22 protein-coding genes, 1 tRNA gene and 1 riboswitch are annotated in these 26,509 nt (G+C 54.6%); of the genes, 15 read left to right on the plus strand and 8 right to left on the minus strand.

Features of this window, described 5'->3' with window-relative positions; all coding sequences use genetic code 11:
* Positions 1 to 218 (minus strand): LacI family DNA-binding transcriptional regulator (locus AC2FCQ_RS18840; RefSeq protein WP_490308872.1); only part of this gene is annotated, 218 nt, incomplete at its 3' end.
* 218 nt (positions 219 to 436) lie between these two features.
* Here AC2FCQ_RS18840 and AC2FCQ_RS18845 point away from each other — a divergent pair.
* The 4 genes from AC2FCQ_RS18845 to AC2FCQ_RS18860 all read left to right on the plus strand — a co-directional run bounded on the left by AC2FCQ_RS18845 (position 437) and on the right by AC2FCQ_RS18860 (position 5,672).
* Entirely contained in the window at positions 437 to 1,465 is a 1,029-nt protein-coding gene (locus AC2FCQ_RS18845) for an ABC transporter substrate-binding protein (protein ID WP_490308871.1), read from the plus strand.
* Positions 1,466 to 1,572: 107 nt separating this feature from the next.
* The gene (locus tag AC2FCQ_RS18850) at positions 1,573 to 3,801 is read left to right on the plus strand and encodes an ABC transporter permease (RefSeq protein WP_209635858.1); all 2,229 of its coding nucleotides are present in this window, start codon (positions 1,573 to 1,575) and stop codon (positions 3,799 to 3,801) included.
* Positions 3,798 to 4,859, plus strand: a complete 1,062-nt coding sequence (locus AC2FCQ_RS18855) for an ABC transporter ATP-binding protein (protein ID WP_209635860.1) — start codon at positions 3,798 to 3,800, stop codon at positions 4,857 to 4,859. Before AC2FCQ_RS18850 ends, AC2FCQ_RS18855 begins: the two co-directional genes overlap by 4 nt.
* Positions 4,860 to 4,883: 24 nt before the next feature.
* Positions 4,884 to 5,672: an inositol monophosphatase family protein gene (locus AC2FCQ_RS18860; RefSeq protein WP_265554094.1), complete on the plus strand. Its 789-nt coding sequence runs from the start codon at positions 4,884 to 4,886 to the stop codon at positions 5,670 to 5,672.
* A 114-nt stretch (positions 5,673 to 5,786) separates the two neighbouring features.
* Here AC2FCQ_RS18860 and gap read toward each other — a convergent pair whose 3' ends face one another.
* From gap to AC2FCQ_RS18875, 3 genes are all read right to left on the minus strand, one after another.
* Complete coding sequence (gap, locus tag AC2FCQ_RS18865) at positions 5,787 to 6,797, minus strand: type I glyceraldehyde-3-phosphate dehydrogenase (RefSeq protein ID WP_209635864.1); 1,011 nt, start codon at positions 6,795 to 6,797, stop codon at positions 5,787 to 5,789.
* Positions 6,798 to 6,875: 78 nt separating this feature from the next.
* Entirely contained in the window at positions 6,876 to 7,850 is a 975-nt protein-coding gene (locus AC2FCQ_RS18870; RefSeq protein ID WP_265554098.1) for a GlxA family transcriptional regulator, read from the minus strand.
* 67 nt (positions 7,851 to 7,917) lie between these two features.
* The gene (locus AC2FCQ_RS18875) at positions 7,918 to 8,940 is read right to left on the minus strand and encodes an LLM class flavin-dependent oxidoreductase (protein WP_209635868.1); all 1,023 of its coding nucleotides are present in this window, start codon (positions 8,938 to 8,940) and stop codon (positions 7,918 to 7,920) included.
* Between the two features lie 180 nt (positions 8,941 to 9,120).
* Positions 9,121 to 9,223, plus strand: a riboswitch (TPP riboswitch).
* 62 nt (positions 9,224 to 9,285) lie between these two features.
* Here AC2FCQ_RS18875 and tenA point away from each other — a divergent pair.
* The 7 genes from tenA (at position 9,286) to AC2FCQ_RS18910 (ending at position 18,253) form a co-directional block, all read left to right on the plus strand.
* The gene (gene tenA / locus AC2FCQ_RS18880) at positions 9,286 to 9,966 is read left to right on the plus strand and encodes a thiaminase II (protein WP_209635870.1); all 681 of its coding nucleotides are present in this window, start codon (positions 9,286 to 9,288) and stop codon (positions 9,964 to 9,966) included.
* Positions 9,963 to 10,718, plus strand: coding sequence for an ABC transporter ATP-binding protein (locus tag AC2FCQ_RS18885; protein WP_490308870.1), 756 nt, complete (start codon positions 9,963 to 9,965; stop codon positions 10,716 to 10,718). The genes tenA and AC2FCQ_RS18885 overlap by 4 nt, the downstream gene beginning before the upstream one ends.
* Complete coding sequence (locus AC2FCQ_RS18890) at positions 10,715 to 11,482, plus strand: ABC transporter permease (RefSeq protein ID WP_490308869.1); 768 nt, start codon at positions 10,715 to 10,717, stop codon at positions 11,480 to 11,482. The genes AC2FCQ_RS18885 and AC2FCQ_RS18890 overlap by 4 nt, the downstream gene beginning before the upstream one ends.
* 16 nt (positions 11,483 to 11,498) lie before the next feature.
* The gene (locus AC2FCQ_RS18895) at positions 11,499 to 12,434 is read left to right on the plus strand and encodes an ABC transporter substrate-binding protein (RefSeq protein WP_209635878.1); all 936 of its coding nucleotides are present in this window, start codon (positions 11,499 to 11,501) and stop codon (positions 12,432 to 12,434) included.
* Positions 12,435 to 12,683: 249 nt separating this feature from the next.
* Entirely contained in the window at positions 12,684 to 14,987 is a 2,304-nt protein-coding gene (gene opgB / locus AC2FCQ_RS18900; protein WP_490308868.1) for a phosphatidylglycerol--membrane-oligosaccharide glycerophosphotransferase, read from the plus strand.
* 211 nt (positions 14,988 to 15,198) lie between these two features.
* Positions 15,199 to 16,659: an AMP nucleosidase gene (locus AC2FCQ_RS18905; protein WP_209635881.1), complete on the plus strand. Its 1,461-nt coding sequence runs from the start codon at positions 15,199 to 15,201 to the stop codon at positions 16,657 to 16,659.
* Between the two features lie 676 nt (positions 16,660 to 17,335).
* Positions 17,336 to 18,253, plus strand: coding sequence for a bestrophin family protein (locus tag AC2FCQ_RS18910; protein WP_209636133.1), 918 nt, complete (start codon positions 17,336 to 17,338; stop codon positions 18,251 to 18,253).
* 71 nt (positions 18,254 to 18,324) lie between these two features.
* Here AC2FCQ_RS18910 and nac read toward each other — a convergent pair whose 3' ends face one another.
* A complete protein-coding gene (gene nac / locus AC2FCQ_RS18915) occupies positions 18,325 to 19,248 on the minus strand; it encodes a nitrogen assimilation transcriptional regulator NAC (protein WP_404759300.1) in 924 nt (307 codons plus the stop codon).
* Between the two features lie 349 nt (positions 19,249 to 19,597).
* On the opposite strand from nac, the gene AC2FCQ_RS18920 reads away from it, so the two are divergent.
* Positions 19,598 to 19,673 (plus strand) — tRNA-Asn (locus AC2FCQ_RS18920).
* Between the two features lie 175 nt (positions 19,674 to 19,848).
* On the opposite strand, the gene AC2FCQ_RS18925 is transcribed toward AC2FCQ_RS18920, so the two are convergent.
* Positions 19,849 to 20,871, minus strand: a complete 1,023-nt coding sequence (locus AC2FCQ_RS18925) for an NADP-dependent oxidoreductase (protein ID WP_490308867.1) — start codon at positions 20,869 to 20,871, stop codon at positions 19,849 to 19,851.
* A gap of 175 nt (positions 20,872 to 21,046) precedes the next feature.
* Positions 21,047 to 21,829, minus strand: coding sequence for an SDR family NAD(P)-dependent oxidoreductase (locus tag AC2FCQ_RS18930; RefSeq protein ID WP_490308866.1), 783 nt, complete (start codon positions 21,827 to 21,829; stop codon positions 21,047 to 21,049).
* Between the two features lie 280 nt (positions 21,830 to 22,109).
* Between AC2FCQ_RS18930 and AC2FCQ_RS18935 the strand changes: the two genes are divergently transcribed.
* The 3 genes from AC2FCQ_RS18935 (at position 22,110) to AC2FCQ_RS18945 (ending at position 25,189) form a co-directional block, all read left to right on the plus strand.
* Complete coding sequence (locus tag AC2FCQ_RS18935; RefSeq protein ID WP_490308865.1) at positions 22,110 to 22,649, plus strand: TetR/AcrR family transcriptional regulator; 540 nt, start codon at positions 22,110 to 22,112, stop codon at positions 22,647 to 22,649.
* A 503-nt stretch (positions 22,650 to 23,152) separates the two neighbouring features.
* A complete protein-coding gene (locus AC2FCQ_RS18940) occupies positions 23,153 to 24,130 on the plus strand; it encodes a DUF1852 domain-containing protein (protein WP_490308864.1) in 978 nt (325 codons plus the stop codon).
* Positions 24,131 to 24,157: 27 nt separating this feature from the next.
* On the plus strand, positions 24,158 to 25,189 hold the full coding sequence (locus AC2FCQ_RS18945; RefSeq protein ID WP_265554112.1) for a methionine synthase: 1,032 nt from the start codon (positions 24,158 to 24,160) through the stop codon (positions 25,187 to 25,189).
* A gap of 321 nt (positions 25,190 to 25,510) precedes the next feature.
* Here AC2FCQ_RS18945 and AC2FCQ_RS18950 read toward each other — a convergent pair whose 3' ends face one another.
* On the minus strand, positions 25,511 to 26,443 hold the full coding sequence (locus AC2FCQ_RS18950; protein ID WP_490308863.1) for a LysR family transcriptional regulator: 933 nt from the start codon (positions 26,441 to 26,443) through the stop codon (positions 25,511 to 25,513).
* Positions 26,444 to 26,509 lie beyond the last annotated feature (66 nt).

The following is a 26,509-nucleotide window of genomic DNA, read 5'->3' on the forward strand; positions in this document are numbered from 1 at the left end:
GAAACGATCAGGCAGACAATGCCGCTACGGTTACGCACTAGCCCCCGAGCCAAATGATTCACGTGATAACCCAACTCTTCCGCCGCTCGCATCACCCTTTCACGGGTCGTTGCTGACACGCTGGCGCCGGGCGTATAAGTCCGTGAGACTGCCGAGCGGGAGACCCCGGCCAATTCCGCCACGTCTTTCGCACTGATCATCGCCTTGTCCGCTGCCATTTTCACATCCATCCGTTTGTGCTCTGAGAAAAGTTTGCCGTACTTTGCAAAGCTGTGCAAATTTTTATCGGTTAAAATGTTTCATTTTTGTGACGCAAAGGTTGAATTGTTTCATAACGCGATTGACAGCACAATTTTTATCCTCTAGTTATTTGCACACACGTGCAAAAAAAATAGGCGACAACGTATCGCCACCCTACACAACCAAGGAGAACACCATGCATCGCGTTACTCTGATAGCGGCCCTCGCCGCTGGCTCTGCACTCTCTGCTTCACCTGCTTTCGCCGCTGGGAAATTAAACATGATCTGCTCCGCCGATGTGGTGGTCTGCGAACAGATGACCAATCTTTTTAAGAAACAACACCCGGATATCAAAGTCAGCATGGTGCGCCTTTCCGCTGGCGAAGCCTATGCGCGTATTCGTACCGAAGCCCGCAACCCGCGCACCGATATGTGGTGGGCCGGCACCGGCGATCCGCACATGCAGGCCGCCGACGAAGGCTTAACTCAACCCTATAAATCCCCACTGCTTGATCAACAGCACGACTGGGCGCGCAAACAGGCCGAAAGTGCCGGTTACCGTACCGTTGGCGTCTACGCCGGGGCGCTGGGTTGGGGTTACAACACCAAGCTACTGGCAGATAAAAAGCTCAAGGTCCCCGCCTGCTGGAGCGATTTGCTGGATCCGGCCTATAAAGGCGAGATCCAGATGGCCAACCCGAACTCGTCCGGTACCGCCTACAACACCCTCGCCACACTGGTGCAAATCATGGGGGAAGAACCGGCCTTCGATTATCTGAAAAAACTCAACGCCAATATCTCGCAGTACACCAAATCTGGCTCGGCACCCGTGAAAGCAGCCGCGCGCGGTGAAACGACCATCGGCATCGTTTTTATGCATGATGCCGTGGCGATGCAGGTCGATGGTTTCCCGATCAAAGCGGTCGCGCCTTGCGAAGGCACCGGTTTTGAAATTGGCTCCATGTCTATCGTCAAAGGCGCACGTAACCTCAGTGAGGCCAAGGTGTGGTACGACTGGGCGCTCAGTGCGGACGCACAGTCACATATGAAAGATGCCAAATCTTTCCAGTTGCCTTCTAACCGCAACGCGGCGATTTCCGAATATGCGCCACGTTTTGAGAACATCAAACTGATCGATTACGACTTCAAAACCTACGGTGCGACAGATAAACGCAAAGCACTGCTCAGCCGCTGGGATAAAGAGATCGGCGCCAGCGCCCAATAATTCACGTCCTTTTCCTTACACATGTTATGCGCTCTGCAATAGGCCGGGCGAGGCAACACTCGCCCGTGTAACGCAGGGTGAAGGAAATATGAACTCTCGAGGTTACGATGAATGCTCAAAACCGCCGCCTTAACGGGGCTCTTGTGCTGGGCGCATTGGCATTGCTGCTACTGCCTTGGTACAGCCTGGAAGCCGGGTTCTTCGACTTTGGCTGGCTAAGTACGCTGTGGCAGGATCAGGCAAGCGCACCGGCACTGTGGCAAATTCTGGTATTTCAGCGCCCCTGGCTGACCATTGCCTTGCTGATGTTACTGGTTTGCGCACTGGCGCGTGTGCTGCCAGTGAGCCGCTTGCGCTCACAATTACTGCTGTGTGCCAGTGCTGTCGGCGTCGTTTTTCTGCTGTTTGAAGGCCATGCCATCGGCTACAGCGGCTGGAATTGGCAATGGAGCGAACATCTGTTTGGGGCGCTCAGCGACGGCCAACCTGCGTTTGGCGCAGGTGCTATTTTGCTCATCACCGCCTTTCTACTGCTGTTCTCTTTTGCGCTCGCCGAACGCGGCGTCCTGAAAGGCGATGCTTTTGTGGTCGCGGCCATTGTGCTGCTGGTCGCACTGGTAACCACCTTTGTACTTTACCCGGTGCTGAGCATGTTTGTCGCTTCCGTGCAGGACGTGGACGGTTCCTTTAAACCCGATGGCCTGATCGCCAATATGCAAGACCCGGCGATTTGGAGCCTCAGTTGCCTGAAAGGTGGCAGCTGCGGAACCGCCTGGCGTACCCTGACGTTAGCGCTCATGACGGCCAGCGGTTCCACGCTGCTCGGTCTGGCTTTTGCGCTGGCGGCTACGCGCACGCCGTTGCCATTCAAGAAAGGACTGCGCTTACTCACCGTCCTGCCAATCATTACGCCCCCCTTTGTGATTGGCCTGGCGCTGATGCTGCTGTTTGGCCGCGCTGGCGTCGTCACCGAACTGCTCGCCAGCCTGTTTGGCATTGAGCCCGGCCGTTGGTTGTACGGGCTGACCGGTATCTGGATTGCCCAGGTACTGTCCTTCACCCCTATAGCCTTCCTGGTGCTGATTGGCGTGGTGGAAGGGGTCAGCCCCTCGCTGGAAGAGGCTTCGCAAACGCTACGTGCGAACCGCTGGCGCACCTTCCGCTATGTTTCACTGCCGCTGATGGCACCCGGTCTGGCCAATGCTTTTCTCATTAGCTTTATCGAAAGCATGGCGGATTTTGGTAATCCGATGGTGCTTGGCGGCAGCCACGGCGTGCTGTCGACCGAGATCTTCTTCTCGGTGGTGGGTGCACAGAACGATCCGAGCCGTGCCGCGGTGCTGGCCATCATCCTACTGTGCTTCACCCTTAGCGCCTTTATTCTGCAACGCCTGTGGTTAACGGGGAAAAACTTCGCGACCGTGACCGGTAAAGGGGATTCCGGGATGCATTGCGGGCTGCCGCGTGGATTGCGTTACGGCGTATACGCGCTGGTGATCCCTTGGGGCCTGTTCACGCTGGTCATCTACGGCATGATCCTGATCGGCGGTTTCGTCCAGTCATGGGGGCTCGACAGCAGCCTGACGCTGGGCCACTACGCGCGCGCCTTTGGCTTCCAGTGGAACAGTGGCCAGATAGTCTGGACCGGTGTCGCCTGGAACTCATTCTGGACGACGCTGGAAATCGCGCTGATCGCCGCGCCGCTCACCGCCATCGTTGGCCTGCTCACTGCGTGGCTGATCGTGCGCCAGAAATTTGCCGGTCGCCAAACCTTTGAGTTTTTATTGATGCTCAGCTTTGCCATTCCCGGCACGGTCATCGGCGTCAGTTACATTATGGCTTACAACCTGCCCCCCCTGGAGATCACCGGCACCGCCCTGATTCTGGTCGCCTGTTTTGTGTTCCGCAACATGCCGGTGGGTGTGCGCGGTGGCATTGCCGCCATGAGCCAGCTGGATCGTAGCCTGGATGAAGCCTCACTGACGCTGCGCGCCAGCAGTTTCCGCACCCTGCGCAAAGTGATTTTACCGCTGTTGAAACCGGCGATCAGCGCGGCTCTGGTCTATGCCTTCGTGCGTGCCATTACCTCCATCAGCGCGGTGATCTTCCTGGTTAGCGCCCAGTACAACATGGCCACGTCCTACATCGTTGGGTTGGTCGAAAATGGGGAATACGGCGTGGCTATCGCCTACTCCTCGGTGCTTATCGTTGTGATGCTGGCGGTGATCCTCACCTTCCAGTTACTGGTCGGCGAACGCCGCCTGCGTCGCGCAATCCGTATTGCCACACCGCCGGTGACGCCTCCACCGGCTCTACATCAGGAGAATGCCGTATGACTGCCATTCGTTCCGGCTCGGTGGTGTTTGAAAACGTCACCAAACAATTTGCCGATTTCACCGCCGTACCCGGCCTGTCACTCACCGTCGAACCTGGCACGCTGGTCACACTGCTCGGTCCGTCTGGCTGTGGCAAAACCACTACCCTGCGCCTGTTGGCAGGCCTCGAGCATCCAACCTCTGGCCGTATTCTGATCGGCGGCAAGGACGTCACGCACCTGCCCGCCAACGAACGCGACGTCGCAATGGTGTTCCAATCCTATGCGTTGTTCCCACATATGAACGCGTTGGACAACGTGATGTATGGCCTGCTTGCCAGCGGTCTGCCGCGTAAAGAAGCGCAGGACCGGGCACGCGAAGGGCTCACACTGGTCGGTCTGGAAAAGATGGGCCAACGTCTCCCCGCCGAACTCTCTGGCGGACAGCAGCAGCGTATTGCCGTAGCGCGTGCGCTGGTATTGGAACCGCAGGTGTTGCTGCTCGACGAGCCATTATCCAACCTTGACGAACGTTTGCGCCGCCGTGTCCGCACTGAAATTCGTGATTTGCAGCAGCGCCTTGGTTTCACTGCGGTGTACGTCACCCACGATCAAGAAGAGGCATTAGCGGTCTCCGATAAGATTATCGTCATGAAAGAAGGGCATATTGCCCAACAGGGTGCGCCTCAGGAGCTTTATCATTCACCAGCTTCCGTGTTTATCGCCGACTTTATGGGCGAGGCCAATATCCTGCCCTGTGACATTGAGCGCGTCGAAGATGGTCAGGCACTGATCACCCTCGGCAGTCGCCAGTATCGGGTACCGGGTGCCAAAGCACGTCCCGGCACCGCGCAACTGTCGGTGCGCCCGCAGTTTATTACCCTGCAGCCGGAGCAGGATGGTGCATTGAGCGGGGAGATAACCCACAGTACCTGGCTTGGGGACCATATTGAATATGAAGTGAAGACCGATCTCGGTGCGCTATTTATTGTCGACGTTCAGATGGAACGCCAGTTGGCACCCGCCACACGCGTGGCCATTGATTTCAAATCTCAGGGGCTGGCACTGATTGCCCAGTGAGCCTCACAACGTTAAGGATCAAACATGAATGAGCCCATTTCCCAGCGCCTGCTGTTGGCCGAACAGGCGGCACGCGCCGCAGGCAGTAAAGCGCTGGACTATTTTAACCGCCGCGAGAGCCTGGTGATTGAAACCAAACGCGATGCCCAGGACGTGGTCTCCATTGCTGACCGCGAAGTTGAACTGTTGATCCGTGAACAGATCGCCAGCCAGTTTCCGCAGGACGGTTTTTTGGGGGAGGAGTTTGGCCTGCAGCCCGGTGAGTCGGGTTACACCTGGGTGGTGGATCCCATCGATGGCACCAGCCCTTTTGTTAACGGTATGCCAAACTGGTGTGTGTCTATTGCCGTGATTCACCACGGCGAACCGGTGATCGGCGTGATCGTCGCACCCTGCCAGCAAGAATGTTTTATCGCGGCGCGCGGCGCGGGGGCCACTCTCAATGGCAAACCGCTGCGCGTAGACCCAAAACGCACGATGCAAAACCACGTCACCGGTTTTGGTGCCAACAGCTATGTGACGCCTGAACGCGTCGGTGAGATCGCCGCCGGGATCACCGCGGCCGGTGGCAATTTCTTCCGCAATGGTTCGGGTGCCATGATGCTGGCTTGGGTTGCAGCAGGGCGTCTGGTGGGTTACTACGAACCTTATATGCATGCCTGGGATTGTCTGGCGGGATATTGCCTGGTCAACGAAGCCGGCGGCTGGACGCATCCGTTTAATACCGAAGGGGAACATTTGCTCCGGGGTGGGCCGGTGCTGGCGGTGGCTCCAGGGGCCAAACAAGATTTAATGCAGATCGCGCAGCTGTAGTTGATACTGCTAACAAATCTGTTTAAGGGTTAAATCGGGTCGAACATGTTCGACCCGATTTAACCCGTTGAGTATGCTCAAGGGCGCAGCATGCAGCGCCCTTACTTTTAGAGCCTACAAGCCGCGTTTTTCCATCAACACCGCCAGATCAACCAAACGGTTGGAGAAGCCCCATTCATTGTCGTACCAAGCCAAAACCTTGACCAGATTGCCACCGATAACCAACGTTGACAGCCCATCGATAATCGATGAGCGCGGATCGCCTTTATAATCGCTCGATACCAAAGGCTCATCGCTGTAGCCCAAAATATCTTTGAGAGGGCCCGACTGCGAAGCCTGACGGAACGCGGCGTTGATCTCTTCAGCCGTCACGTCGCGTTTCAACGTCACCGTTAAGTCAACGATAGACACCACCGGCACCGGCACCCGCAGCGAATAACCGGTCAGACGGCCATCGAGTTCAGGGATCACCTTGCCGAGCGCTTTGGCCGCCCCGCTGGAGTAAGGCACAATCGACTCTGCTGCGGCGCGAGCGCCACGCAAGTCTTTTTCCGGTTGGTCATGCAATGCCTGGCTATTGGTATAAGCGTGTGTGGTATTCATCAGGCCGTATTCAATCCCGAAGGCCTGATGCAGCACCTGCGCCGCAGGGGCCAAACCGTTGGTGGTGCAACTGCCGTTACTGACTACGCGGTGCTTGGCCGGATCGTACAGGTCCTGATTAACGCCCATCACTATGGTTATATCGTCGTCCTTGCCTGGCGCCGAGATAATCACTCGCTTGGCCCCACCCTTCGTGATGTGCACTTCGGCCTTGGCTTTGTCCGTAAAGAACCCCGTCGCTTCGATGACGACATCAACGCCCACGCTTTTCCATGGGATTGCGCCCGGATCTCTTTCGGAGAAAACATGAATTGGCCGACCATCGAGCAGCAGTTGGTTTTCACCGGCTTCGACACTGGCTGCCAAGGTACCCGACAGCGAGTCGTATTTCAGCAAATGCGCCAAGGTTTTGCTGTCGGTCAAATCGTTGATCGCCACAACCTCAAAGTCACTGCGACCTAACGCAGCACGCAAAACATTCCTGCCGATTCTGCCGAATCCATTAATGCCTACTTTGACCATGTTCTACTCCTTCGTTATTGGCTTTGCTGTAAATCTAAGCCGGAGAGACATTGTCGTAAATGACGTTTATAGATCAATTTACGCCAAAATGCGTGAATGAAAACGTTCGCGGTACTCGGTCGGTGTGAGGTGCAAATGCCGTTCAAAAACGCGCCGCAGATTGAGGCCATTGCCAAACCCACAGTTCATGGCGATTTGCTCAATACCTTCAGCACTCTGCTCCAACCGTTGCCGAGCCAGATACAGGCGCCCTTCTTCAACAAATTTAGCGGGTGAAATGCCGGTTTCACGCGTGAACACGCGGGTAAAGTTTCGCGGGCTCATGGCGACCCGTTCTGCCAGTTTCTCGACACCAAGATCGCTGGACAGGTTTTCCAGGATCCAGGACTGGAGATCACGAATCGGACCGGGCGTTTTAGCCTGATTCAATGGATAACGGCTGAACTGTGCCTGCCCCCCGGGCCGGCGCAGGAACATCACCAGATCTTGCGCCACTTCACGGGCCTGCACGAATCCGTAATCATCCTCCACCAATGCCAGGGTGAGATCGAACCCGGAACTGACCCCGCCGGAGGTCCAGACAGCGCCATCTTGCACGTAGATCGGCCCATTTTCGACTTTCACTTTGGGGAAACGAGCCTGCAACGTTTCCAGCAGTCGCCAATGCGTGGTTGCCCGGCGCCCATCCAGCAAACCGGCCTCGGCCAGCAGCATGGCCCCGCCGCAAACTGACGCCACACGTCGCGCTTTAGGGGCTGCGCGACGCAACCAATCGACCACATAGGCACTTTCTTCCGCTGTCGCCCCTTTGCCGGTCACGATGATGGTATCGCGTTCCTCCTCAGGTTCGAGATCCGCCAGGCGGTGATCGGCCAACAGATTCAAGCCGGAGGAACCATGCACCACCCGGTGAGACTGGGTGGTGACTATCGCCATCTGGTAGAGCGGCGCGTCATCAGGCCTCAAGCGGTTGGCTTGCATCAAAATATCGGCGATGCCCGCCGACTCAAACAACATGCCCCCTTCAGGGACGATAATCAGGAATGTATGCATGTCCTTAAAATACAAATAAGACAAAATAAGTCAACAACGCTTCTCTCGCTGAGAAGCGTTCTGGCGTTTAGCGCCACCCCAACGCCGGAGCGACATGGGTCAAGATGGATTCAATCACATGGGCGTTATAATCGACGCCCAACTGGTTCGGCACGGTCAACAGCAAGGTGTCCGCTTCGGCTATCGCTTCGTCCTGCGCCAATTGTTTGATCAACAACTCCGGTTCAGCGGCATAACTGCGGCCGAATACGGCCCGCGTCTGCTGATCGATATACCCCACCTGATCGCTATCCTGGCCGCTGTTGCCGAAGTAGCTGCGATCCTGCTGGTTCATCAGCGCAAAAATACTGCGGCTGACCGACACGCGCGGCTCACGCTGGTGCCCTGCCGCCTTCCAGGCCGCACGGTACTCACGGATCTGCTTGGCCTGCTGCACGTGGAACGGCTCGCCGGTCTCGTCATTTTTTAACGTTGAGCTTTGCAGGTTCATTCCCAGTTTCGCCGCCCAGACTGCCGTGGCGTTCGAGCTGGCCCCCCACCAGATCCGATCCCGCAAACCCGCGGAGAAAGGCTCAACACGCAGCAGACCGGGCGGGTTGGGGAACATCGGCTGCGGATTCGGTTCGGCAAAGCCTTCACCACGCAGCGCATCGAGGAACACGTCGGTATGGCGACGCGCCATGTCGGCTTCAGTCTCGCCTTCTGCAGGCGTGTAGCCAAAGTAACGCCAGCCTTCAATGACCTGCTCAGGTGAGCCGCGGCTGATCCCAAGTTGCAACCGTCCACCGGAGATCAAATCAGCAGCACCCGCGTCTTCGACCATATAAAGCGGGTTTTCATAGCGCATGTCGATCACGCCGGTGCCGATCTCAATACGCTGCGTTTTTGCCCCAATGGCAGCCAGCAGCGGGAACGGCGAAGCAAGCTGACGGGCAAAGTGATGCACGCGGAAGTAAGCTCCGTCCGCCCCCAGCTCTTCTGCCGCGACGGCCAGATCGATGGATTGCAATAACGCATCCGCAGCAGACCGGGTACCCGACTGTGACGACGGCGTCCAGTGACCAAACGAGAGAAATCCAATTTTCTTCATAGGAGTAGCCCTTAGATTCAATTATGACCGAGTTACAGTGACAAAAATGCCCCTCCTCAGGCCAGAAAAATTGTGTGCGACCGCACTAAACGAACCGTTTTTGGCTGCCGAAAAATGCCCTCATCGTTGCCCAACGCAACCGCCCGCCCGTTGTAATCAAAAAGTAAATATCGTATAACAAGCTCCTCCGAGGGGTGTCCTGTTACGGGCTGAGATGGCGCAAGCCGAACCCTTTGAACCTGATCTGGGTCATGCCAGCGAAGGGACGGGTCGGCAATAACACCATCAGTCATTGCCTGTTCATACCTCAGCGCGCCCGGATCTCCACACACTTTTGGAGGTCCCATGTTTACCCCTCAATTTGAAAATGGTCTTTACGGACGGCTGCGCCAGCAGGCTGGTCGCCACTGGCAGGACTACGTCGAACACCCTTTTATTCAGCAACTGGCCGCAGGCACCCTACCTGAGCCGGCATTCCGTCGCTATTTGACACAGGATTACCTGTTCCTGATTCACTTTGCCCGCGCCTATGCGCTGCTGGTCAGCAAACTGCGTACTCTGCCGGAGATGCGTGCAGCCACCGCCTCACTCAATGCCATTGTCGCCGAACTGCCTTTGCATCTGGCCTATTGCGCAGACTGGGGGCTGAGCGAACCCGACATTGCCGCCGAACCAGAGGCCGCGGAAACCCTTAACTACACCCGCTATGTGCTCGATATCGGCCACGCCGGTGATGCACTCGATCTGCTGGCCGCTCTGATGCCCTGCGTCGCCGGCTATGCCGAAATAGGTCTGCGGCTGCTTAACGATCCCGCCACCGTGATGGAAGGCAACCCTTATGCCTCATGGATCCGTAACTATGGTGACCCCGCCTATTTATCTGGGGTGCAGGCCGCACTCGACCTGCTGGAAAACGTGGGCCACCAACGTGGGGCTGAAAGCCGCCTGGCCGAACTGTCGACCATTTTCACCACCGCCACCCGGCTGGAATCTGCCTTCTGGCAAATGGGGTTGAATGCCCAATGAGCATCGGCAAGGCCCCGAATGAGGGGACCAGACCAGGAATTCAGGTCCGGGATTTGACCCTGCGTTTTGGTCAGCAGGTGATTTTCGACCGGCTAAATTTCGATATTGCAGGCGGCAATGTTGTGGCGTTGCTCGGCGCCAGCGGTGCGGGTAAAACCAGCTTGCTGAAGATCATTGCCGGGTTGGCGAAACCCACGTCCGGCACGGTCACCGGCAGCGATGGCTTACCGATCGTAGGACGCATCGCCTACATGGGGCAAAAGGATCTGCTCTATCCGTGGCTGACCATTGATCAGAACATTAGCCTCGGTGCACGGCTGCGGGGTGAAAAAGTCGACCGCGCCTGGGCAGAACATTTACTGGAACGCGTGGGCCTGAGCGGTTATGGCAGCGCCTTGCCTGCGGCACTGTCCGGTGGCATGCGCCAACGTGCAGCCATCGCCCGCACGCTGTATGAACGCCAACCGATCGTCTTGATGGATGAACCTTTCTCGGCGCTGGACACCATTACCCGCGCCAAAATCCAGCAGCTTGCCGCCGATCTGCTTGCGCAGCATACCGTGTTACTGATCACCCACGATCCGATGGAAGCCTGCCGCCTTAGTCACCGCTTGCTGGTCCTGTCACGCTATCCCGCCGGCATTGACGACAGCCATGTCATTGAAGGCTTGCCGCCACGGGCACCGGACGACCCTCAACTGCTGAAAAGCCAAAGCGAGCTACTGCTACAACTGGTGAGGGCCGCCGAATGAAGCCGCTGAGTGAAAGCCGCCTGTCGCGGATGCGCCGCAGCCTGACGGTATTTGCCGGCCTGCTACTGCTGTGGGGAGGGATAACGTTGGGTGATATTCCCGCCTTTTTGTTGCCCTCACCTTCTGCGGTCGCGCAGGCACTTTGGAATGACCGGGCTTATCTCGCTTATCACACGTTGATTACGGCGTCAGAAATCGCCTGCGGCCTGCTGGCAGGGGTATTGCTGGGGGCCGTGTTAGCACTGTGCATGATTTTTTCCCCCCGCCTGCAACGCTGGTTGATGCCCTTGGTGCTGACCAGCCAGGCGATCCCGGTGTTTGCGTTGGCCCCGTTGTTGGTGCTGTGGTTTGGTTTTGGCATGAGCGCCAAAGTGGTGATGGCGGTACTGGTGATTTTCTTCCCTGTAACCTCCGCCTTCTTTGATGGACTGCGGCGGGTCAATAACGACTATCTCGATCTGGCACGTACCCTGCGCGCCTCACCCTGGGCCCAACTGCGGCACGTTCGGCTGATGGCGGCGCTGCCGGCCTTCGGTTCCGGGCTGCGCATGGCCGCCGCCGTCGCCCCGATAGGGGCCATCATCGGCGAATGGGTCGGCTCGGCGGAAGGTTTGGGGTACGTAATGCTTAACGCTAATGCGCGCATGCAGACTGACGTCTGTTTTGCCGCGCTGTTTATTCTGGTGCTGATGACCGTCTTGCTCTGGGTGACCGTGGACGCGCTGCTGCTGCGCCTGATCGATTGGGTACCGGAAAATAACTGATAATAAGGAACCAACCATGATTAAAAAGACCCTCTGCGGGCTGCTGCTCAGCGCTACGCTGGCCGGGCAAGCAACCGCCGCTGAAAAACTGACGCTGGTGCTCGATTGGTATATCAACCCCGATCACGCGCCGATAATGGTGGCCGATCAGATCGGTGCCTTCAAGGCCGAGGGCCTCGACGTCAAGATAGTGCCACCTTCCGACCCGGCGCTACCGCCACGTCTGGTGGCGGCAAAACAGGCCGATCTTGCCATCACCTATCAACCGCAGTTGCACTTCTTCGCTGACCAGGGCTTGCCGCTGGTGCGCATAGGAACCCTGATTAATTCGCCACTCAATACCGTTATTACGCTGGATAAGCGCATCACCACCCCGGCAGGGCTTAAGGGCAAAAAAATCGGTTATTCGGTCAGCGGCATTGAACAGGCCACGCTGGCAACCATGCTCGAACATGAGCATCTCAACCCCAATGACACCAAACTGATTAACGTTAACTTCCAACTGACCAGCGCCCTGCTGGCAGGCCAGGTCGATGCGGTGATCGGCGGGTACCGCAATATTGAAGCGCTGGAATTGAAGTTACAGGGGAAAGACCCGGTGGTGTTTAACGTGGAAGACTACGGCGTCCCCGCCTACGACGAACTGATCATCGTCGCCAATCGCGACACCATCACTGAGCCGAAAATCAAAAAATTCCTCGCGGCACTAAAAAAAGGCGGCGACTACCTGCACGCCCATCCGCAGGAAAGCTGGCTAGCATTCGCCAAAGCCCATCCGGAACTGAATACCGCGCTGAACAAACAGGCATGGCAAGCCAGCTTGCCGCTGTTTGCCCGCGATCCGGCCAAGCTGGATAAAGCGCGCTATCAAGCCTACGAACAATTCCTGTTCGACAACAAGTTGATCAAGAAAATCACCCCCGTGGAACAATACGCGGTGGAACTGCATTAAGCCGTTATCGGGCGCAGCCTATGAACTGCGCCCTTCTCTATGATGCCCTTCCCTTTTCGCTGGCGTGATTAGTGTCACACTATTGTCACAAAAATCGCCAATCACACTCTGAGCCAGCAGAGCGATGCAAACACGCATTGCTCTGACGGTTTCAATGCGCTATACCCTCCTCTTTCTCGCGGCGGCAGCGGTCAGCGGCGTTGACCAGAGCACTAAAGTTTTTCTTTTTAATCAGACAGGGTACGGTGGATGGTTTCAGCATTAATCTCGTTTGCACTTTTTATCGCCTCAATTTTAATCTACCGGACCCGGGGCGCTGCCAACCGCTGGTGGCTTGCCACTCTGCTGACGCTGCTGGGCAGCTATCTGATCCTCAACGTTGTCCTGATCGCCAGCAACTACTTTACCGGTGACGGCATCACCGACGCGGTAATTTACACCCTCACCAGCAGCCTGAAAGGTGCCGGCGTCGGCAAATACCTGCTGCCGTTTATCGGCCTGTTGGCGGTACTGGCGCTGATCTTCGCCGTACTCACCTGGAGCCTGGTGCGACGCAAAGCGAAAAGCAGCAGTGTGGTATACAGTGTGATCGCCGTATTGCTGGCCTTGTTTTCCGTCGGCACTACTCCCGCCTTTCAGGATATCTCCCTACTGGTCAGAAGCCAGATCAGCGGGGACACCAGCGATTTTGATACCTATTACAAAGCCCCCAAAAGAAGCGTACAGGGCAAAGCGCCGAACCTGGTGTATATCTATGCAGAGAGTCTGGAAAGAACCTACTTCGATCAGCAACTTTTCCCCGGCCTCGCTGACGAACTGAACCAACATCGTGAAAACAGCATCGACTTCAGCAACACCCAACAGTTGCCAGGCACCGGTTATACCATTGCCGGCATGGTGGCCTCACAGTGTGGCATCCCGCTGTTTGCCCCTTTCGACGGTAACGCCTCCAGCGCCGTGTCTACCTTTTACCCGGAAAACGTCTGTCTGGGCGATGTACTGAAGTCCGCCGGTTATGATAACTACTTTTATCAGGGCGCCGATCTGGCCTTCGCCGGTAAAGACACCTTTCTAAAATCGCACGGTTTCGATCATGCCTACGGCTTCAAAGAACTGCGTGGGCAGGTCAGCGATCCCAGTTACAAAAATGACTGGGGCTGGTACGACGATACCGTTCTGGATGTGGTGTTCGACAAGTTTGTTGAACTGTCTAAGCAGAATAAAACGTTTTCACTGTTTGCACTGACCGTCGACACCCACCACCCGGATGGCTTTATCTCCGCCAGTTGCAGCAAAAACACATTCAGTTGGCAGAACAAAGAGAACCGTTCATTAAGCGCGGTAGCCTGTAGCCAGCAGCATATCGCGGCGCTGATCGATAAAATCAAGGCATCCGACTATTTCAAAAACACCGTCATCGTGGTGTCTTCGGATCATCTGGCGATGAATAACACCGCCTATGACGTTCTGACCAAACAGAAACGCCGTAACCTGTTCTTTATCATTGACGGCACTCGCCCACAGACCGCGCTGCATAACGAAAAACGCAGCACGTTGGACAACGGCGCCACGGTATTGGACGTGATGGGCGGCGATAACTACATAGGCCTTGGCCGCAGCAGCTTCTCCAGCCCAACGCTGTCTACTGTTTTCATGAATATCGATGAGAAGATCAACGCCTGGAAACCGGCGGTAGTGAAACAATGGGGCTTCCCAAACCGTATTGACAACTTCACCCTGGGTAACCAAGGCAACAGTTTTACTTTCTCCGGTATCACCTTTAAGGTGCCATTTATCTTGAAAGTGGCAGATAACAAAATTGAACCGATGTTTAACGTTTATCTGTCCACGCCGCTGAAAAAGCAGCTTGCTGGCTTGGGCGCAGGTGAAAAATTCGTTTGGGTCGACAAATGTTATGAAATTGGCCGGGTATGGGCACCTGAAATGGCACTGAGCACCGAAACCTGCGTCGCATCAGGCAATCTGGCAGCCCCGCCGCAGATCGTACAGGCCAAAGGGGGGAACTACCGCGGCAAGGTCAACTTTAGCGGGCCAGAAGCAGACAGCGTTGCCGCTTATCAACGCGCCATAGAACGGTTGAATGTGGACGATGCCGCCGTTAAATATCAGGCAGATGCCATCGCATTTATGCTGCCGGGCATGCCGGAATACGTGAAGGCCATCACCGGGGTTTCCAGCGTTGAAGACTGGGGCCGCTGGTCAGATGCCAATCTGGCACCGGCGGTGAATATCGATTATGTCGCCCCTCTGCCGCCCGCCTTCGATCTGGTGCTACGCGCTCGCGCCTACGGTAAAAACGTTGGCGAGCCGATCTCCGTGCGCGTTGGCGAGCAGGAACAGTTTGTGACGCTCACCGAGCAGGACACCACCGTAACCCTGCGCTTCGACAACCCCGGCGGCGCACAGAACATCAGTATCACGCCACCGACGCCGACTGAACCGCAGGAAGGTGCCAGTGGTGGCTTTACCCCGAAGAAACTGGGCATTGGCCTGGTGTCGCTGAAGATAGAACAAACCGCCCCCGCCTCCTGAGCATCACCTTGTAAGGGCGCCGCATGCGGCGCCCGCGTTAATCGGGGCGAATGTATTCGCCCCCTGCAGCAAATCCCCCGGGAGTAAATGCGAACGCTGCTTTTTCTTTTCCCCGTATTCTATTCGCCCATATTCAGCTAACCTGTTGCTGTGAATTGATATTGGCATCCGCCTGCCTCCCGCCGCATCGCGGGAGAACCAAGGAGAGAGTATGAGCAGTCAGCAATCCGGCACCGGCCTCACCCCCACTCAGGCGATCGAACAACTGGAAGCGCTGTATGACGCCTCGGTTGAAGCACTGCGCCAGGCAGTGGGGGATTTTATCAATCACGGCGGGTTACCCGACGCGCAGACCCGCGCCGCAGGGCTGTTTGTTTACCCCGAACTGCGTGTCAGTTGGGATGGGCAAAAGTCTGGCCAGAGCAAAACCCGCGCCTTCGGCCGCTTCACCCATTCCGGCTGCTACACCACCACCATTACCCGCCCGCAGCTGTTTCGCCATTATCTGACCGAGCAATTGACGATGCTGGCGGGTGAGTACGATGCGCATATTGAAGTGCGGCCCTCACAGCAGGAAATTCCTTTCCCTTACGTGATTGACGGTTCCAACCTGATGTTGGATCGTTCGATGAGTGCCAGCCTGGCGCAACATTTCCCGACAACCGAGTTGGCGCAAATAGGCGATGAAACCGCCGACGGCCTGTTTCACGCCACCAGCACCTTCCCGCTGTCGCATTTTGATGCCTTACGCGCCGATTTCTCGCTGGCGCGGTTACGCCATTACACCGGCACCCCGGTAGAGCATTTTCAGCCCTTCGTGCTGTTCACCAACTACACCCGCTACGTGGACGAGTTTGTCCGCTGGGCCTGCGCCGAAATCGCCGACCCGGCCAGCCCTTATATTGCGCTGTCCAGTGCTGGCGGCATCTACATCACGCCGGAAACGACCGCGCCAGATCAGGCCGTTTCCGACTTGGCCTGGAAAAACCACCAGATGCCGGCCTACCATCTGATCTCACGTACCGGTCAGGGCATCACGCTGATCAACATCGGTGTCGGTCCGTCCAACGCAAAAACCATCTGCGACCACCTGGCGGTACTGCGACCAAGCGCCTGGTTGATGATCGGCCACTGCGGCGGCCTGCGTGAAAGTCAGTCGATTGGTGACTACGTATTGGCTCATGCTTATCTGCGCGATGACCATGTGCTGGATTCCGTGTTACCGCCGGATATCCCTATCCCCAGCATTGCCGAAGTGCAACGTGCCCTGTACGACGCCACAAAAATGGTCAGCGGCATGCCAGGTGAAGAAGTTAAACAGCGTCTGCGTACCGGCACCGTAGTGACCACCGACGATCGCAATTGGGAATTGCGCTATTCTGCTTCGGCGCTGCGCTTTAACCTCAGCCGCGCGGTCGCCGTCGACATGGAAAGCGCCACCATTGCCGCTCAGGGCTACCGTTTCCGGGTGCCCTACGGCACGCTGCTGTGCGTATCGGACAAACCGCTGCACGGTGAAATCAAGCTTCCAGGCCAAGCCAACCGCTTTTATGAAGGGGCAATTTCAGAGCACCTGCAAATCGGCATTTGCGCCATTGATTTGCTCCGTGCCGAAGGCGATCGTCTGCACTCCCGTAAACTGCGGACCTTTAACGAGCCGCCGTTCCGTTAACTGACAGGCGATGAAAAGCCCGCTTTTGCGCAATGCCGATCGGTTAAGCCTGGTCGGCATTTTTTCGGCTTCTGCAGGCTCAGTGCAGGTAGCATTGCCCTAAATATCCTGCCTTTCTCTGCCACCGCAATGAATGGCAATTGGAGGAGCCGAAGGCGCGGACCCGGCAGCCGGTGATGCGCACCAAGGTCAACCCCCGCATTGACAACCACTGGGCAACCCATGCCCTCAGTGTGACGTTGGGTGATGAAAGACAGTGAACATGATGCGATGAGCACGGTGTTGGGCGCCCTGAAGACGTCGAACGCAAGAACCACGCATAGGCGAAACCGCCATGGACGGCGGTTTCAGGCGAGACAGGCAGGGACGCCTGTCGTAGCCGGCCGTGATGCGGTGTGATGAAGTGAGAGCCGTTGGCGTAGCCAACCGTCTGAGTGGGCAAGAGCGCGGGTTGCAAGGGGCCGCGCTTACGGCCCCTTGCTCGGTCGGGGCGCATGAGCTTCATAGTACATCTGACGTTTATCGACCGAAATAGCCTTGAGCGCTCTCAAAAACACCGTAAGTAATCCGCATTACGCAGAATGCGGATCTTTAACTTTTCATCCGCAGATCGTTGATGTCTACGCCTCATATCTGTTACAACAGCGGCTCCCATTCCCCAGTCGTTACCACTCATATGATTGTCAGACCTCAGCAACACTGGTTCAGACGGCTTTTCGTCTGGCACGGTTCGGTGCTCTCCAAAATTCTGTTTCGTCTCAGCCTTAACATTGCCATGTCGATCGTTGCCGTGCTGTGTTTTCAATGGTACGAACATCTGGGCGTCAAACTCACGCTGGCCCCCTTCAGTCTTTTGGGCGTGGCGATCGCCATCTTCCTCGGTTTTCGCAACAGCGTCAGCTATGCGAGATTCACCGAGGCAAGGCTGTTATGGGGCAGCTTGTTGATCGTACAGCGCTCGCTGTTACGCCAGATTAAAAGCCTGTTGCCTCAGCAGGATGAGGCTGCGCGTGAATTTGCGGCCCTGCTGATGGCGTTCAGCTACTGCCTGAAACACCAACTGCGCGGCACCGATATCAGTGCCGATCTGCAACGCCTGTTACCCAACGCTGATTTACGGCCGATTGAGACGAGCACGTCCCCCTGCAACAGGCTGCTGCTGATGATGGGCCAATGGCTGGGTGAGAAGCGGCAATCGGCACAGCTGTCTGACGTGCTGTTTCACAGTATCGATCAGAACCTCAATCGACTGTCCGAGATCCTCGGTGGTTGTGAACGCATTGCCAATACGCCGATCCCCTTCGCCTACAGCCTGATCGTTCACCGGACGGTGTACCTGTTCTGTACGCTGTTGCCTTTCGCACTGGTACCGGATCTGCATTACATGACGCCATTGGTGTCGGTATTCATTTCCTATACCTTCATCTCACTCGATTCCCTGGCAGAAGAACTGGAAGATCCGTTCGGCACCGCCGCCAACGATCTGCCACTTAATGCCATGTGCAACGCCATTGAGATCAACCTGCGCGAGATGAACGACGAGACCGATTTACCGCCAGCGGCACGGCCGGACAGCCATTATCAACTCAGCTAGTTGGCGACAATGTCAGGGGCGGTGAAAACCGCACCTGACCCGGCACGCTCACCATCGGGGCCTGTCCTGATTTACTGCACCAACGCCAGCACGCGTTTTTCCTGACTGCGGCTGGCGGCGATTGACAATAAAATATCCTTCACCACTAACGCGGGCGCCGACAGCGACTGCTGGCCGGAAATACACAACGACAAGGGTACGTTTAGCGAGGCGGCATTGATGCGTGCCATCCACGCCTTCGCGGGGCCAATCATTGCGCGCGCCACCGACTCCGGCAAAATGGTGGCACCGAGACCGCTGGCGATAGCCGCGCTCAGGGTATCGGAGGATTCAATTTCACCAATCACGTTGGCAGCCAGCTTGCGCACCGCCATGGCTTCATCCACCTGGCTTCGCACCACATCCCCCTCGCGTGGCAGGAACAAATTCAGTCGTGCGACGTCCAGCAGATCAACACTGTTACCGGGATTAGGGACCGCCCGCGTCGCCACCAGATAGAGATCTTCCCGTATCAATGCCGTGGCCTGCAGGCCCGCGGGCATTTTAGTGCCGTAAATGACCGCCATATCCAGATTCTGGTTGGCGACCTGCCCGGCCAACGTCGAACCGATATTCTCGTTCAGGCTGAGCAAAATACCCGGGTGCTGATCGCGTACCGCCTGTAGCAACGGCAGCGCCAGTTGAGACGCCAAGCTACCCGGTGCCAACCCAACGGAAACATGACCGCTCATGGCCTGCCCGGCACTGTTGACCGCACTTTGCGCCTGTTCGCACTGACGCAAAATGGTCTGGGCATGCGCATAAAGAATGTTGCCGGCTTCGGTCGGCATCACGCCACGTTTGGTGCGGATCAGCAGTTGCTGTTTCAGCTCCCCTTCCAACGTGGCCAATTGTTGGCTGAGCGCTGGCTGAGCAATATGCAGCACCTCTGCCGCCTGAGTCAGGCTGCCGATATCGACGATTTTCACGAAATACTTCAGACGTCTGAAATTCATATTGCCTCCGTCATACCCCTTAACTGCGAATGAGAAGAGCTGCAGCAAAATCCGGGCCAGACCGACACAATAAGAGGATGCATGAACTAATCGACGGAAAAATAAGAAAAAATGATGTTGCCGTCGATAAAAACTCCAAATGACACGGAGGAGGGAAACAACCCTGTGCACCAATATAAGGCATAACAGGGGTGCCAAAGGGGCATCCCTGGATCATCGCACAGCCGTGCATCAATAAAAGCGATAAAAAGCAGCAAGTTGAATAATCTTGCAGCAAACGAAACGGCAAGGCGTTTTCAGGCTTTACAAGCCCGAGCCACCCCGCTATTATTCGCCCCGTTCACACGATTCCTCTGTAGTTCAGTCGGTAGAACGGCGGACTGTTAATCCGTATGTCACTGGTTCGAGTCCAGTCAGAGGAGCCATATTAGAGACGCCCGCTTAAGGAAACTTAAGCGGGCGTTTTGCTTTGGGATTTTGGGGCTGCTAAGCAGACATGTATTCAGGCCATCATTTAACTATCTTAATAGCCCTGATATACCGTCAAATTAGTGCAGATTGATCCTATCTCTTTTCTTTAAACAGATTCAGATTTACGTGTTATGACTCCTGCACCTTAACAACCACTTTTCCCTTCGCATGCCCCTGAGCAAGGTAGGCAAGAGCTTCTTCCGCTTCTGCAAAAGGGAATACCTTGTCGATCACGGGCCTGATTTGTTCCGCTTCTATAATTTTGGCGATTTGGGTAAGTTGGTCACCATCGGGACGCACGAAGAGAAATGAGTAGGTCAACCCGCGCTTTTTTGAGAGACGCATGATTTTATGGCTCATCAGGGCAAACACAAAGCGCAGGAAGACGTTTAAGTGCCTGTCCCGTGCGAAAGCAGCATCTAACGGCCCGATGAGGGAAACAATTTTTCCACCAGGCTTAAGAATTTGGGTGGATTTTTCGATCGCATCGCCTCTGAGGGTACCCAGAGCAATATCATAGCCACTGAGTTCGTTTTCAAATTCCAGCTTTTTATAATCAATCACCTCGCCTGCCCCAAGACGGCTTACCCAGTCGACATTATCTGTACTTGTTGTCGTTCCCACGCTTGCGCCAAGGTGCTTCGCCAACTGGATGGCAAAACTGCCAATACCTCCGGAGCCTGCGGGAATGAACACCTTATGGCCTGGCCGCAGCTTGGCTCGTTCTGTGAGCGCCTGCCAGGACGTGAGGCTCACCATAGGGAACGAAGCCGCCTGCACGAAATCCAGGTTTGCGGGTTTCCTGGCCGCAGCGCTTTCAGGGACCAGGGCAAATTCGGCAAGGGAACCCGTTTCTGTATCGAAAATACTGGCAAAAATTTCGTCACCCGGAATAAAACGGGTCACACGACTCCCCACGGCAACGACGACCCCGGCCAAATCGCTGCCCAGCGTCGCAGGAAGCTTAAAATGCAATACCGGCTTAAACATCCCGGTTGGGATCATATTGTCAATCGGGTTCAGGCCAACGGCGTATACCTTCACCAGGATGTCATCGGCACCAGGAGAAGGATAATCCACGTCATCGAATCCCAGTTCAGGGGATTTACCATAGCGTTTAAACGTAAAGGCTTTCATCTTCCTGGTCTTCATTTGTTATTTACCCTGTGGTGTGTCAGTAACATTTTTCATAGGGGCCCTATTGCTGAATAAAAATGCGGCACCCAGGAACAGCTCGATTAACGTTGCCAAGGAAGTTTGTATTGATGCCGGATTTACCGCCGTGCAGAACAGCAGGAAGACCGTTCTGCACAGCGCCCCCCATTGACTACCGCGCTTTATATCGTTCAGCGGCTTCATCTTGTTTGATGTCGGAAAGCAGCGCCTGACGCGAAGCATCGAGCGTGTCCCAACGTGCCGCGTTGTGTAACGGCGGAATGGTGACGCGTTCACGGCGATCAAAGCCCACCAGCGCTGCGTCCACTAACTCACCCACCTCCATAAATTTTGATGAATTACTGATGTCGATACCCGCACGATCCCAAATTTCCGTGTAAGTACCGGCAGGGAGCACCGCCTGGATATATATGCCCTTGCCCGACAGCTCCTGATTCATTCCCTGAGACAGAAAAAGGACAAAGGCTTTGGTCGCACCGTAAACCGTCATTGCAAATTCCGGGGCGAGGCCGACGATGGAACTGATATTGACGATCGAACCTTCCCCGGCTTTTACCAGACGTGGTGCGACAGCGCTGGCAAGTCTCGTCAGGGCGGTGACGTTGAGCGCGATAAGGCTTTCTATCGATTCAGGCGTCTGCTCTGTAAAACTGCCAGACTGCGCAATTCCCGCGTTATTGATAAGAATGCCAATTTGCGTGTCTTCACGCAGGCGGGCTTCAACCGTCGCTAAATCCGCCGCCTGGGTGAGATCGGCAGGCAGAACATCGACCGAAATGCCCGTTTCCTGCCGCAGGCGGTCGGCAAGCGCCTCTAACCTCGTTTTGTCACGGGCGACCAACACAAGGTCGTGTCCCCGTCGTGCGAATCGCTCAGCGTAAACAGCACCAATACCCGTGGATGCGCCTGTGATGAGAACTGAAGCTTTAGTCATGTTGATCTTCTTTATTAATGAGTTAACAAAATCCGCACCCTGCGATGCAGAACCGTGACTGCCTGTTGTCCCCGGTAAGCGAGGGCTAATTGGTGTATCCCTCTGCGCCAGCGGTGCGCCCGTTTTCAGCCTTTCGACCCGATCCGGACTGACGATAAAGGGGCGACCGTGAGTTAAGGGATGGATTTAATGATGATGATCATAATCTATAATGTCAACCGGTTTGATTATGGTCATCATCAATGTATAATTACCCCCTATTTTTGGAGGGCGAAAAAGCATGAAAGTGACGAAAGAGCAGGTTCGAGAAAACCGGACGCGTATTGTTGAAACCGCATCAGAACTTTTTCGTGAACGTGGTTTTGACGGCGTGGGCGTGGCGGAACTGATGTCAGCGGCGGGGTTAACCCACGGCGGATTCTACAAGCACTTTGGTTCTAAGGCTGATCTGATGGCAGAGGCGATGAACTGCGGTTTTACACGCTCCGCAGAAAACACAGCAGGCGTCGATCGGGAAAAATTTGTTGAATACTACCTCTCCCGCCGCCACCGAGATGAGATGGGAAGTGGCTGCGTGATGTCGGCACTTGGTACTGATACGGCCCGTCAGTCTGAGCCAATCAGGGAGATGTTTGCGGCAGGGATTGAACGCCAGCTGGCAGTTTTAAGCAGTGAAAATGAAACGCGCGCTGACCTGATTAATACCATTGCGCATCTGGTTGGCGCTCTGGTGCTCTCCCGCGCCTGCCCGGATAATTCAGCTCTGGCTGATGAGATTCTGGACGTGTGCCGCACACGTCTTTTACACGATATAGCCTAGTTACGATCGCCCGTACTGAGGCTCGGCAAACCGGGCTTATGCTACCCACCACTCTGGGTGGTCATTCTCGTTGCCCTGACAGAAAAACCTTTGTAATTTAGTTACATATAGTAAAGTTGCTGGCAAGGGCGATCCCAGTCGGAGTGCCATCGTCGAGAGGCGCTATCGGGACGCGTTTCACGGGAATCCGCTGACCTGGGGTGATAATGCAAAGAGTGTGCTTTTGCGCATGGCTGCGCACGCACATGCCACCGCTCCCCACGCGGCCTCTTTCAGGCCAGGGGCTTCTGCGAGGGTGTCAGCCCCACCCATCCCCCAGATCATGAATATGACTCATGTCGTAATGAAATTAACTCGCTTTCACTCATCTCATGGCTCTGGCATAAATTATACAATATTAACGTATTGACAACATAAAGACTGATGAATGAGAAAGCCGGTAACCTCGGGCTAATCAAGAAATAAATTCATTTTTCATGTCAGAACCAGGGTGCAAGATTAGGATGAATAAAGACTTCACATTTACGATTAAGAGCACTCCTTTTGATGAGAACTATAACCCTTCAGAAGGTACGCGCATTACGACCAACTTTGCTAACTTGGCCAGAGGGAAAAATCGCCAAGAGAATTTACGCAACACCTTGGTGATGATCAATAATCGCTTCAATACATTAGCGCATTGGGATAACCCTAAAGGGGACCGCTACTCAGTCGAACTTGAAATCATTTCTGTTGAGATGAATATTGCAGGCAATGGCAATACCTTCCCTGTGATTGAAATATTGAAAACAAATGTTATTGACAAGAAAAATAACGAACGCATTGAAGGCATTGTGGGGAACAATTTCTCTTCTTACGTGCGGGATTATGACTTCAGCGTATTGCTGTTAGAACACAATAATAACCAACCCCACTTTAGCATCCCAGATGATTTTGGTAGCTTGCACGGGAACATATTTAAATACTTCGTTAACTCACATGAGTACAAAGAGAACTTTAAAAAATCGCCTGTGATATGTTTAAGTGTCTCAAGTAAAGACACCTACTACCAGACGGGGAACCAGCATCCTGTATTAGGTATCGAATACCAGCAGAATGATTCATCTTTAACTGAAAAATATTTCAACAAAATGGGGTTGCAGGTTCGTTATTTCATGCCTAAAAATAGCGTTGCACCTTTGGCCTTCTATTTCTCTGGTGATTTATTGAGTGATTACACTGATATTGAGCTTATCAGCACTATCAGTACGATGGAGACTTTCCAAAAAATTTACCGACCTGAGATTTACAATAGTAATTCTGCGGCAGGGCAATATTATCAACCCAGCCTGAACCACCAGGATCATTCATTAACAAAAATTGTTTATGACCGGGAAGAACGCAGCCAGTTAGCTATTGAGCAGGGAAAATTTACTGAAGAGCACTTTATCAAACCCTACAAAAATATTCTTGAACAATGGTCCGCTAACTGCGCGCTTTGATTAACAGAAAATAAAAGGTCATCTACTATGAAAATATTACTCCCCACGTCAACGGCTGGCAGTTTGCCTAAACCTTCCTGGCTTGCGCAACCAGAGACACTTTGGTCCCCCTGGAAGTTGCAAAATGAAGAGTTAGTTGAGGGGAAACAAGATGCTCTGCGTTTATCTCTGGAAGATCAACTGCGTGCAGGCATCGACATTGTCAGTGACGGCGAGCAAACGCGCCAACACTTTGTCACGACGTTTATTGAACACCTCAGCGGCGTTGATTTTGAAAAGCGTCAGGTCGTTAAAATTCGTAATCGCTACGATGCAAGTGTACCGACTGTCGTGGGGGCGGTGGCTCGTCAAAAACCTGTTTTTGTCGAAGATGCCAAGTTTTTACGTCAGCTCACCAAGCAGCCGATTAAATGGGCCCTGCCCGGCCCTATGACGATGATAGATACGCTTTATGACAACCACTATAAAAGCCGCGAAAAACTCGCCTGGGAATTTGCAAAAATTCTCAATCAAGAAGCAAAAGAATTAGAAGCTGCCGGCGTCGATATTATCCAGTTTGATGAGCCGGCCTTTAATGTATTTTTTGATGAGGTGAACGATTGGGGGATCGCCGCATTAGAAAGGGCCATTGAGGGACTTAAATGTGAAACAGCCGTACATATCTGCTATGGATATGGCATCAAGGCCAATACCGATTGGAAAAAGACGCTGGGCACAGAGTGGCGGCAATATGAAGAGGCGTTCCCCAAACTGCAGACATCTAACATCGATATCATCTCGCTGGAATGTCATAACTCGCATGTCCCAATGGACCTGCTTGAACTGATTCGCGGTAAAAAGGTGATGGTTGGGGCCATTGACGTGGCAACCAATACCATAGAAACACCGGAAGAAGTCGCCAATACATTGCGCAAAGCACTCCAGTTTGTAGATGCCGACAAGCTTTATCCTTCTACTAACTGCGGCATGGCTCCCTTATCTCGTCAGGTCGCCACGGGCAAACTCAATGCCTTAAGCGCAGGAGCAGAAATCATCCGGAGAGAGCTTTCGGCGAAATAACGTCACCCGGCGTTTACGTCCAGAGACTCCCCTTTGAGCCCACTCAGGAAAACCTGAGTGGGCTTTCGCTTTTCCACCCGCAATCGTTAGTGTTCGTTGCATCAGTCTGCGTCACACTCCGCCTTTTCGTCTTTATTCCCGAGACATGCTTCACCACTTAGCTTCCTCACCGTTAGATTCAGTTGCTATGAAATTGACCAAGCGACTTGAATGTACGATAAGTACCGTAAAAATTAAGGAATAAAATAGGATTCAGGGAAGTAAAAAAACTCACCGTCTCCTGATCCTTCTCCTAAGGGCTTAATGAAAGGTTGCTCGGCGTCAAACTGGGCTCAACTGACTGCCTGACGGGCCCAAATTCTCGGTCAGGATCGTCAACAAAGCACGGACTTTAGGTAATGCCTGACGGCTTTTGAGCCAGGCCAAATTAATCGGTAGCCCATCGGTTGCCAAATGGGGCAACACTTCAACCAAAGTGCCCTCTTCACGCTGTCGCTTCACCAGCCAGGTGGGCAATTGTGCAATACCGTGCCCGGCCAATACTGCGGTAAGCTGGCCTTCCGCATCGCCGATTGCCACCCGCCCGGGCAACACCTTTTTCTCGCTGCTATTGGGGTGTACGCCGGCAAAATGCCAAGGCGTGGGCAGACCGTTTCCCTCACCGTAAACCACGCAGCTGTGATTCTCTAAATCCTGTGCGGTTGCCGGCGCGCCACGCTTTTTCAAATAGGCTGGCGAAGCGCAGAAAATATGCCGTTGGGCGCCCAGATAGCAATGCTCCAAGGTATTTGGCCAAATATCCGCGCCACCAATACGCACGATAATGTCGATGCCTTCTCTTACAGGATCAACAAAGCGATCGGAAAAAGAAATATGCGGCATTAACAATGGGTGATCCTCGATCAGTTTAAGGATCACCGGCAACGCATGCAGACGGCCGTAGGAAGCTGGCAGATCAATACGCACCTTTCCCTGTGGTTGGGTGCTTTCGGCCTGCATTGAAAGCTCCGCCTCTTCCAGTTCGCCAAGCACACCGGTACAGGTGCGATAAAACCTCACCCCGGCATCGGTCAGTGACAATCGCCGCGTCGTGCGATGAAATAGACGAACCTGCAACCGCGCTTCTAAACGTGCAATACCTTTACTGATGGCCGAGGTGGTTAAATTCATGCGTTCAGCCGCAGCAGTAAAGCTGCCCATATCCGCCACGCAGACAAATAAGTCGATACCTTTCAGTCTTTCTGAAGAATACATAACCCGCCACATTAATGAATTTAATTCCATAAACTTGGTAATTTATAGCCTAAATAGGAATATTTT

This window comes from Serratia sp. CoH_134_PS_4 (genome assembly GCF_058190535.1).

What these genes read in the sequence shown, in the direction of transcription:
- AC2FCQ_RS18845 (WP_490308871.1), top strand. Translation starts at nt 437, where the DNA reads ATGCATCGCGTTACTCTGATAGCGGCCCTCGCCGCTGGCTCTGCACTC.
- AC2FCQ_RS18860 (WP_265554094.1), top strand. Translation starts at nt 4,884, where the DNA reads ATGAATGAGCCCATTTCCCAGCGCCTGCTGTTGGCCGAACAGGCGGCA.
- AC2FCQ_RS18850 (WP_209635858.1), top strand. Translation starts at nt 1,573, where the DNA reads ATGAATGCTCAAAACCGCCGCCTTAACGGGGCTCTTGTGCTGGGCGCA.
- gap (WP_209635864.1), bottom strand. Translation starts at nt 6,797, where the DNA reads ATGGTCAAAGTAGGCATTAATGGATTCGGCAGAATCGGCAGGAATGTT.
- AC2FCQ_RS18905 (WP_209635881.1), top strand. Translation starts at nt 15,199, where the DNA reads ATGAGCAGTCAGCAATCCGGCACCGGCCTCACCCCCACTCAGGCGATC.
- AC2FCQ_RS18945 (WP_265554112.1), top strand. Translation starts at nt 24,158, where the DNA reads ATGAAAATATTACTCCCCACGTCAACGGCTGGCAGTTTGCCTAAACCT.
- AC2FCQ_RS18895 (WP_209635878.1), top strand. Translation starts at nt 11,499, where the DNA reads ATGATTAAAAAGACCCTCTGCGGGCTGCTGCTCAGCGCTACGCTGGCC.
- opgB (WP_490308868.1), top strand. Translation starts at nt 12,684, where the DNA reads ATGGTTTCAGCATTAATCTCGTTTGCACTTTTTATCGCCTCAATTTTA.
- tenA (WP_209635870.1), top strand. Translation starts at nt 9,286, where the DNA reads ATGTTTACCCCTCAATTTGAAAATGGTCTTTACGGACGGCTGCGCCAG.
- nac (WP_404759300.1), bottom strand. Translation starts at nt 19,248, where the DNA reads ATGAATTTCAGACGTCTGAAGTATTTCGTGAAAATCGTCGATATCGGC.
- AC2FCQ_RS18910 (WP_209636133.1), top strand. Translation starts at nt 17,336, where the DNA reads ATGATTGTCAGACCTCAGCAACACTGGTTCAGACGGCTTTTCGTCTGG.
- AC2FCQ_RS18885 (WP_490308870.1), top strand. Translation starts at nt 9,963, where the DNA reads ATGAGCATCGGCAAGGCCCCGAATGAGGGGACCAGACCAGGAATTCAG.
- AC2FCQ_RS18890 (WP_490308869.1), top strand. Translation starts at nt 10,715, where the DNA reads ATGAAGCCGCTGAGTGAAAGCCGCCTGTCGCGGATGCGCCGCAGCCTG.
- AC2FCQ_RS18855 (WP_209635860.1), top strand. Translation starts at nt 3,798, where the DNA reads ATGACTGCCATTCGTTCCGGCTCGGTGGTGTTTGAAAACGTCACCAAA.
- AC2FCQ_RS18875 (WP_209635868.1), bottom strand. Translation starts at nt 8,940, where the DNA reads ATGAAGAAAATTGGATTTCTCTCGTTTGGTCACTGGACGCCGTCGTCA.
- AC2FCQ_RS18935 (WP_490308865.1), top strand. Translation starts at nt 22,110, where the DNA reads ATGAAAGTGACGAAAGAGCAGGTTCGAGAAAACCGGACGCGTATTGTT.
- AC2FCQ_RS18930 (WP_490308866.1), bottom strand. Translation starts at nt 21,829, where the DNA reads ATGACTAAAGCTTCAGTTCTCATCACAGGCGCATCCACGGGTATTGGT.
- AC2FCQ_RS18925 (WP_490308867.1), bottom strand. Translation starts at nt 20,871, where the DNA reads ATGAAGACCAGGAAGATGAAAGCCTTTACGTTTAAACGCTATGGTAAA.
- AC2FCQ_RS18940 (WP_490308864.1), top strand. Translation starts at nt 23,153, where the DNA reads ATGAATAAAGACTTCACATTTACGATTAAGAGCACTCCTTTTGATGAG.
- AC2FCQ_RS18870 (WP_265554098.1), bottom strand. Translation starts at nt 7,850, where the DNA reads ATGCATACATTCCTGATTATCGTCCCTGAAGGGGGCATGTTGTTTGAG.
- AC2FCQ_RS18950 (WP_490308863.1), bottom strand. Translation starts at nt 26,443, where the DNA reads ATGTATTCTTCAGAAAGACTGAAAGGTATCGACTTATTTGTCTGCGTG.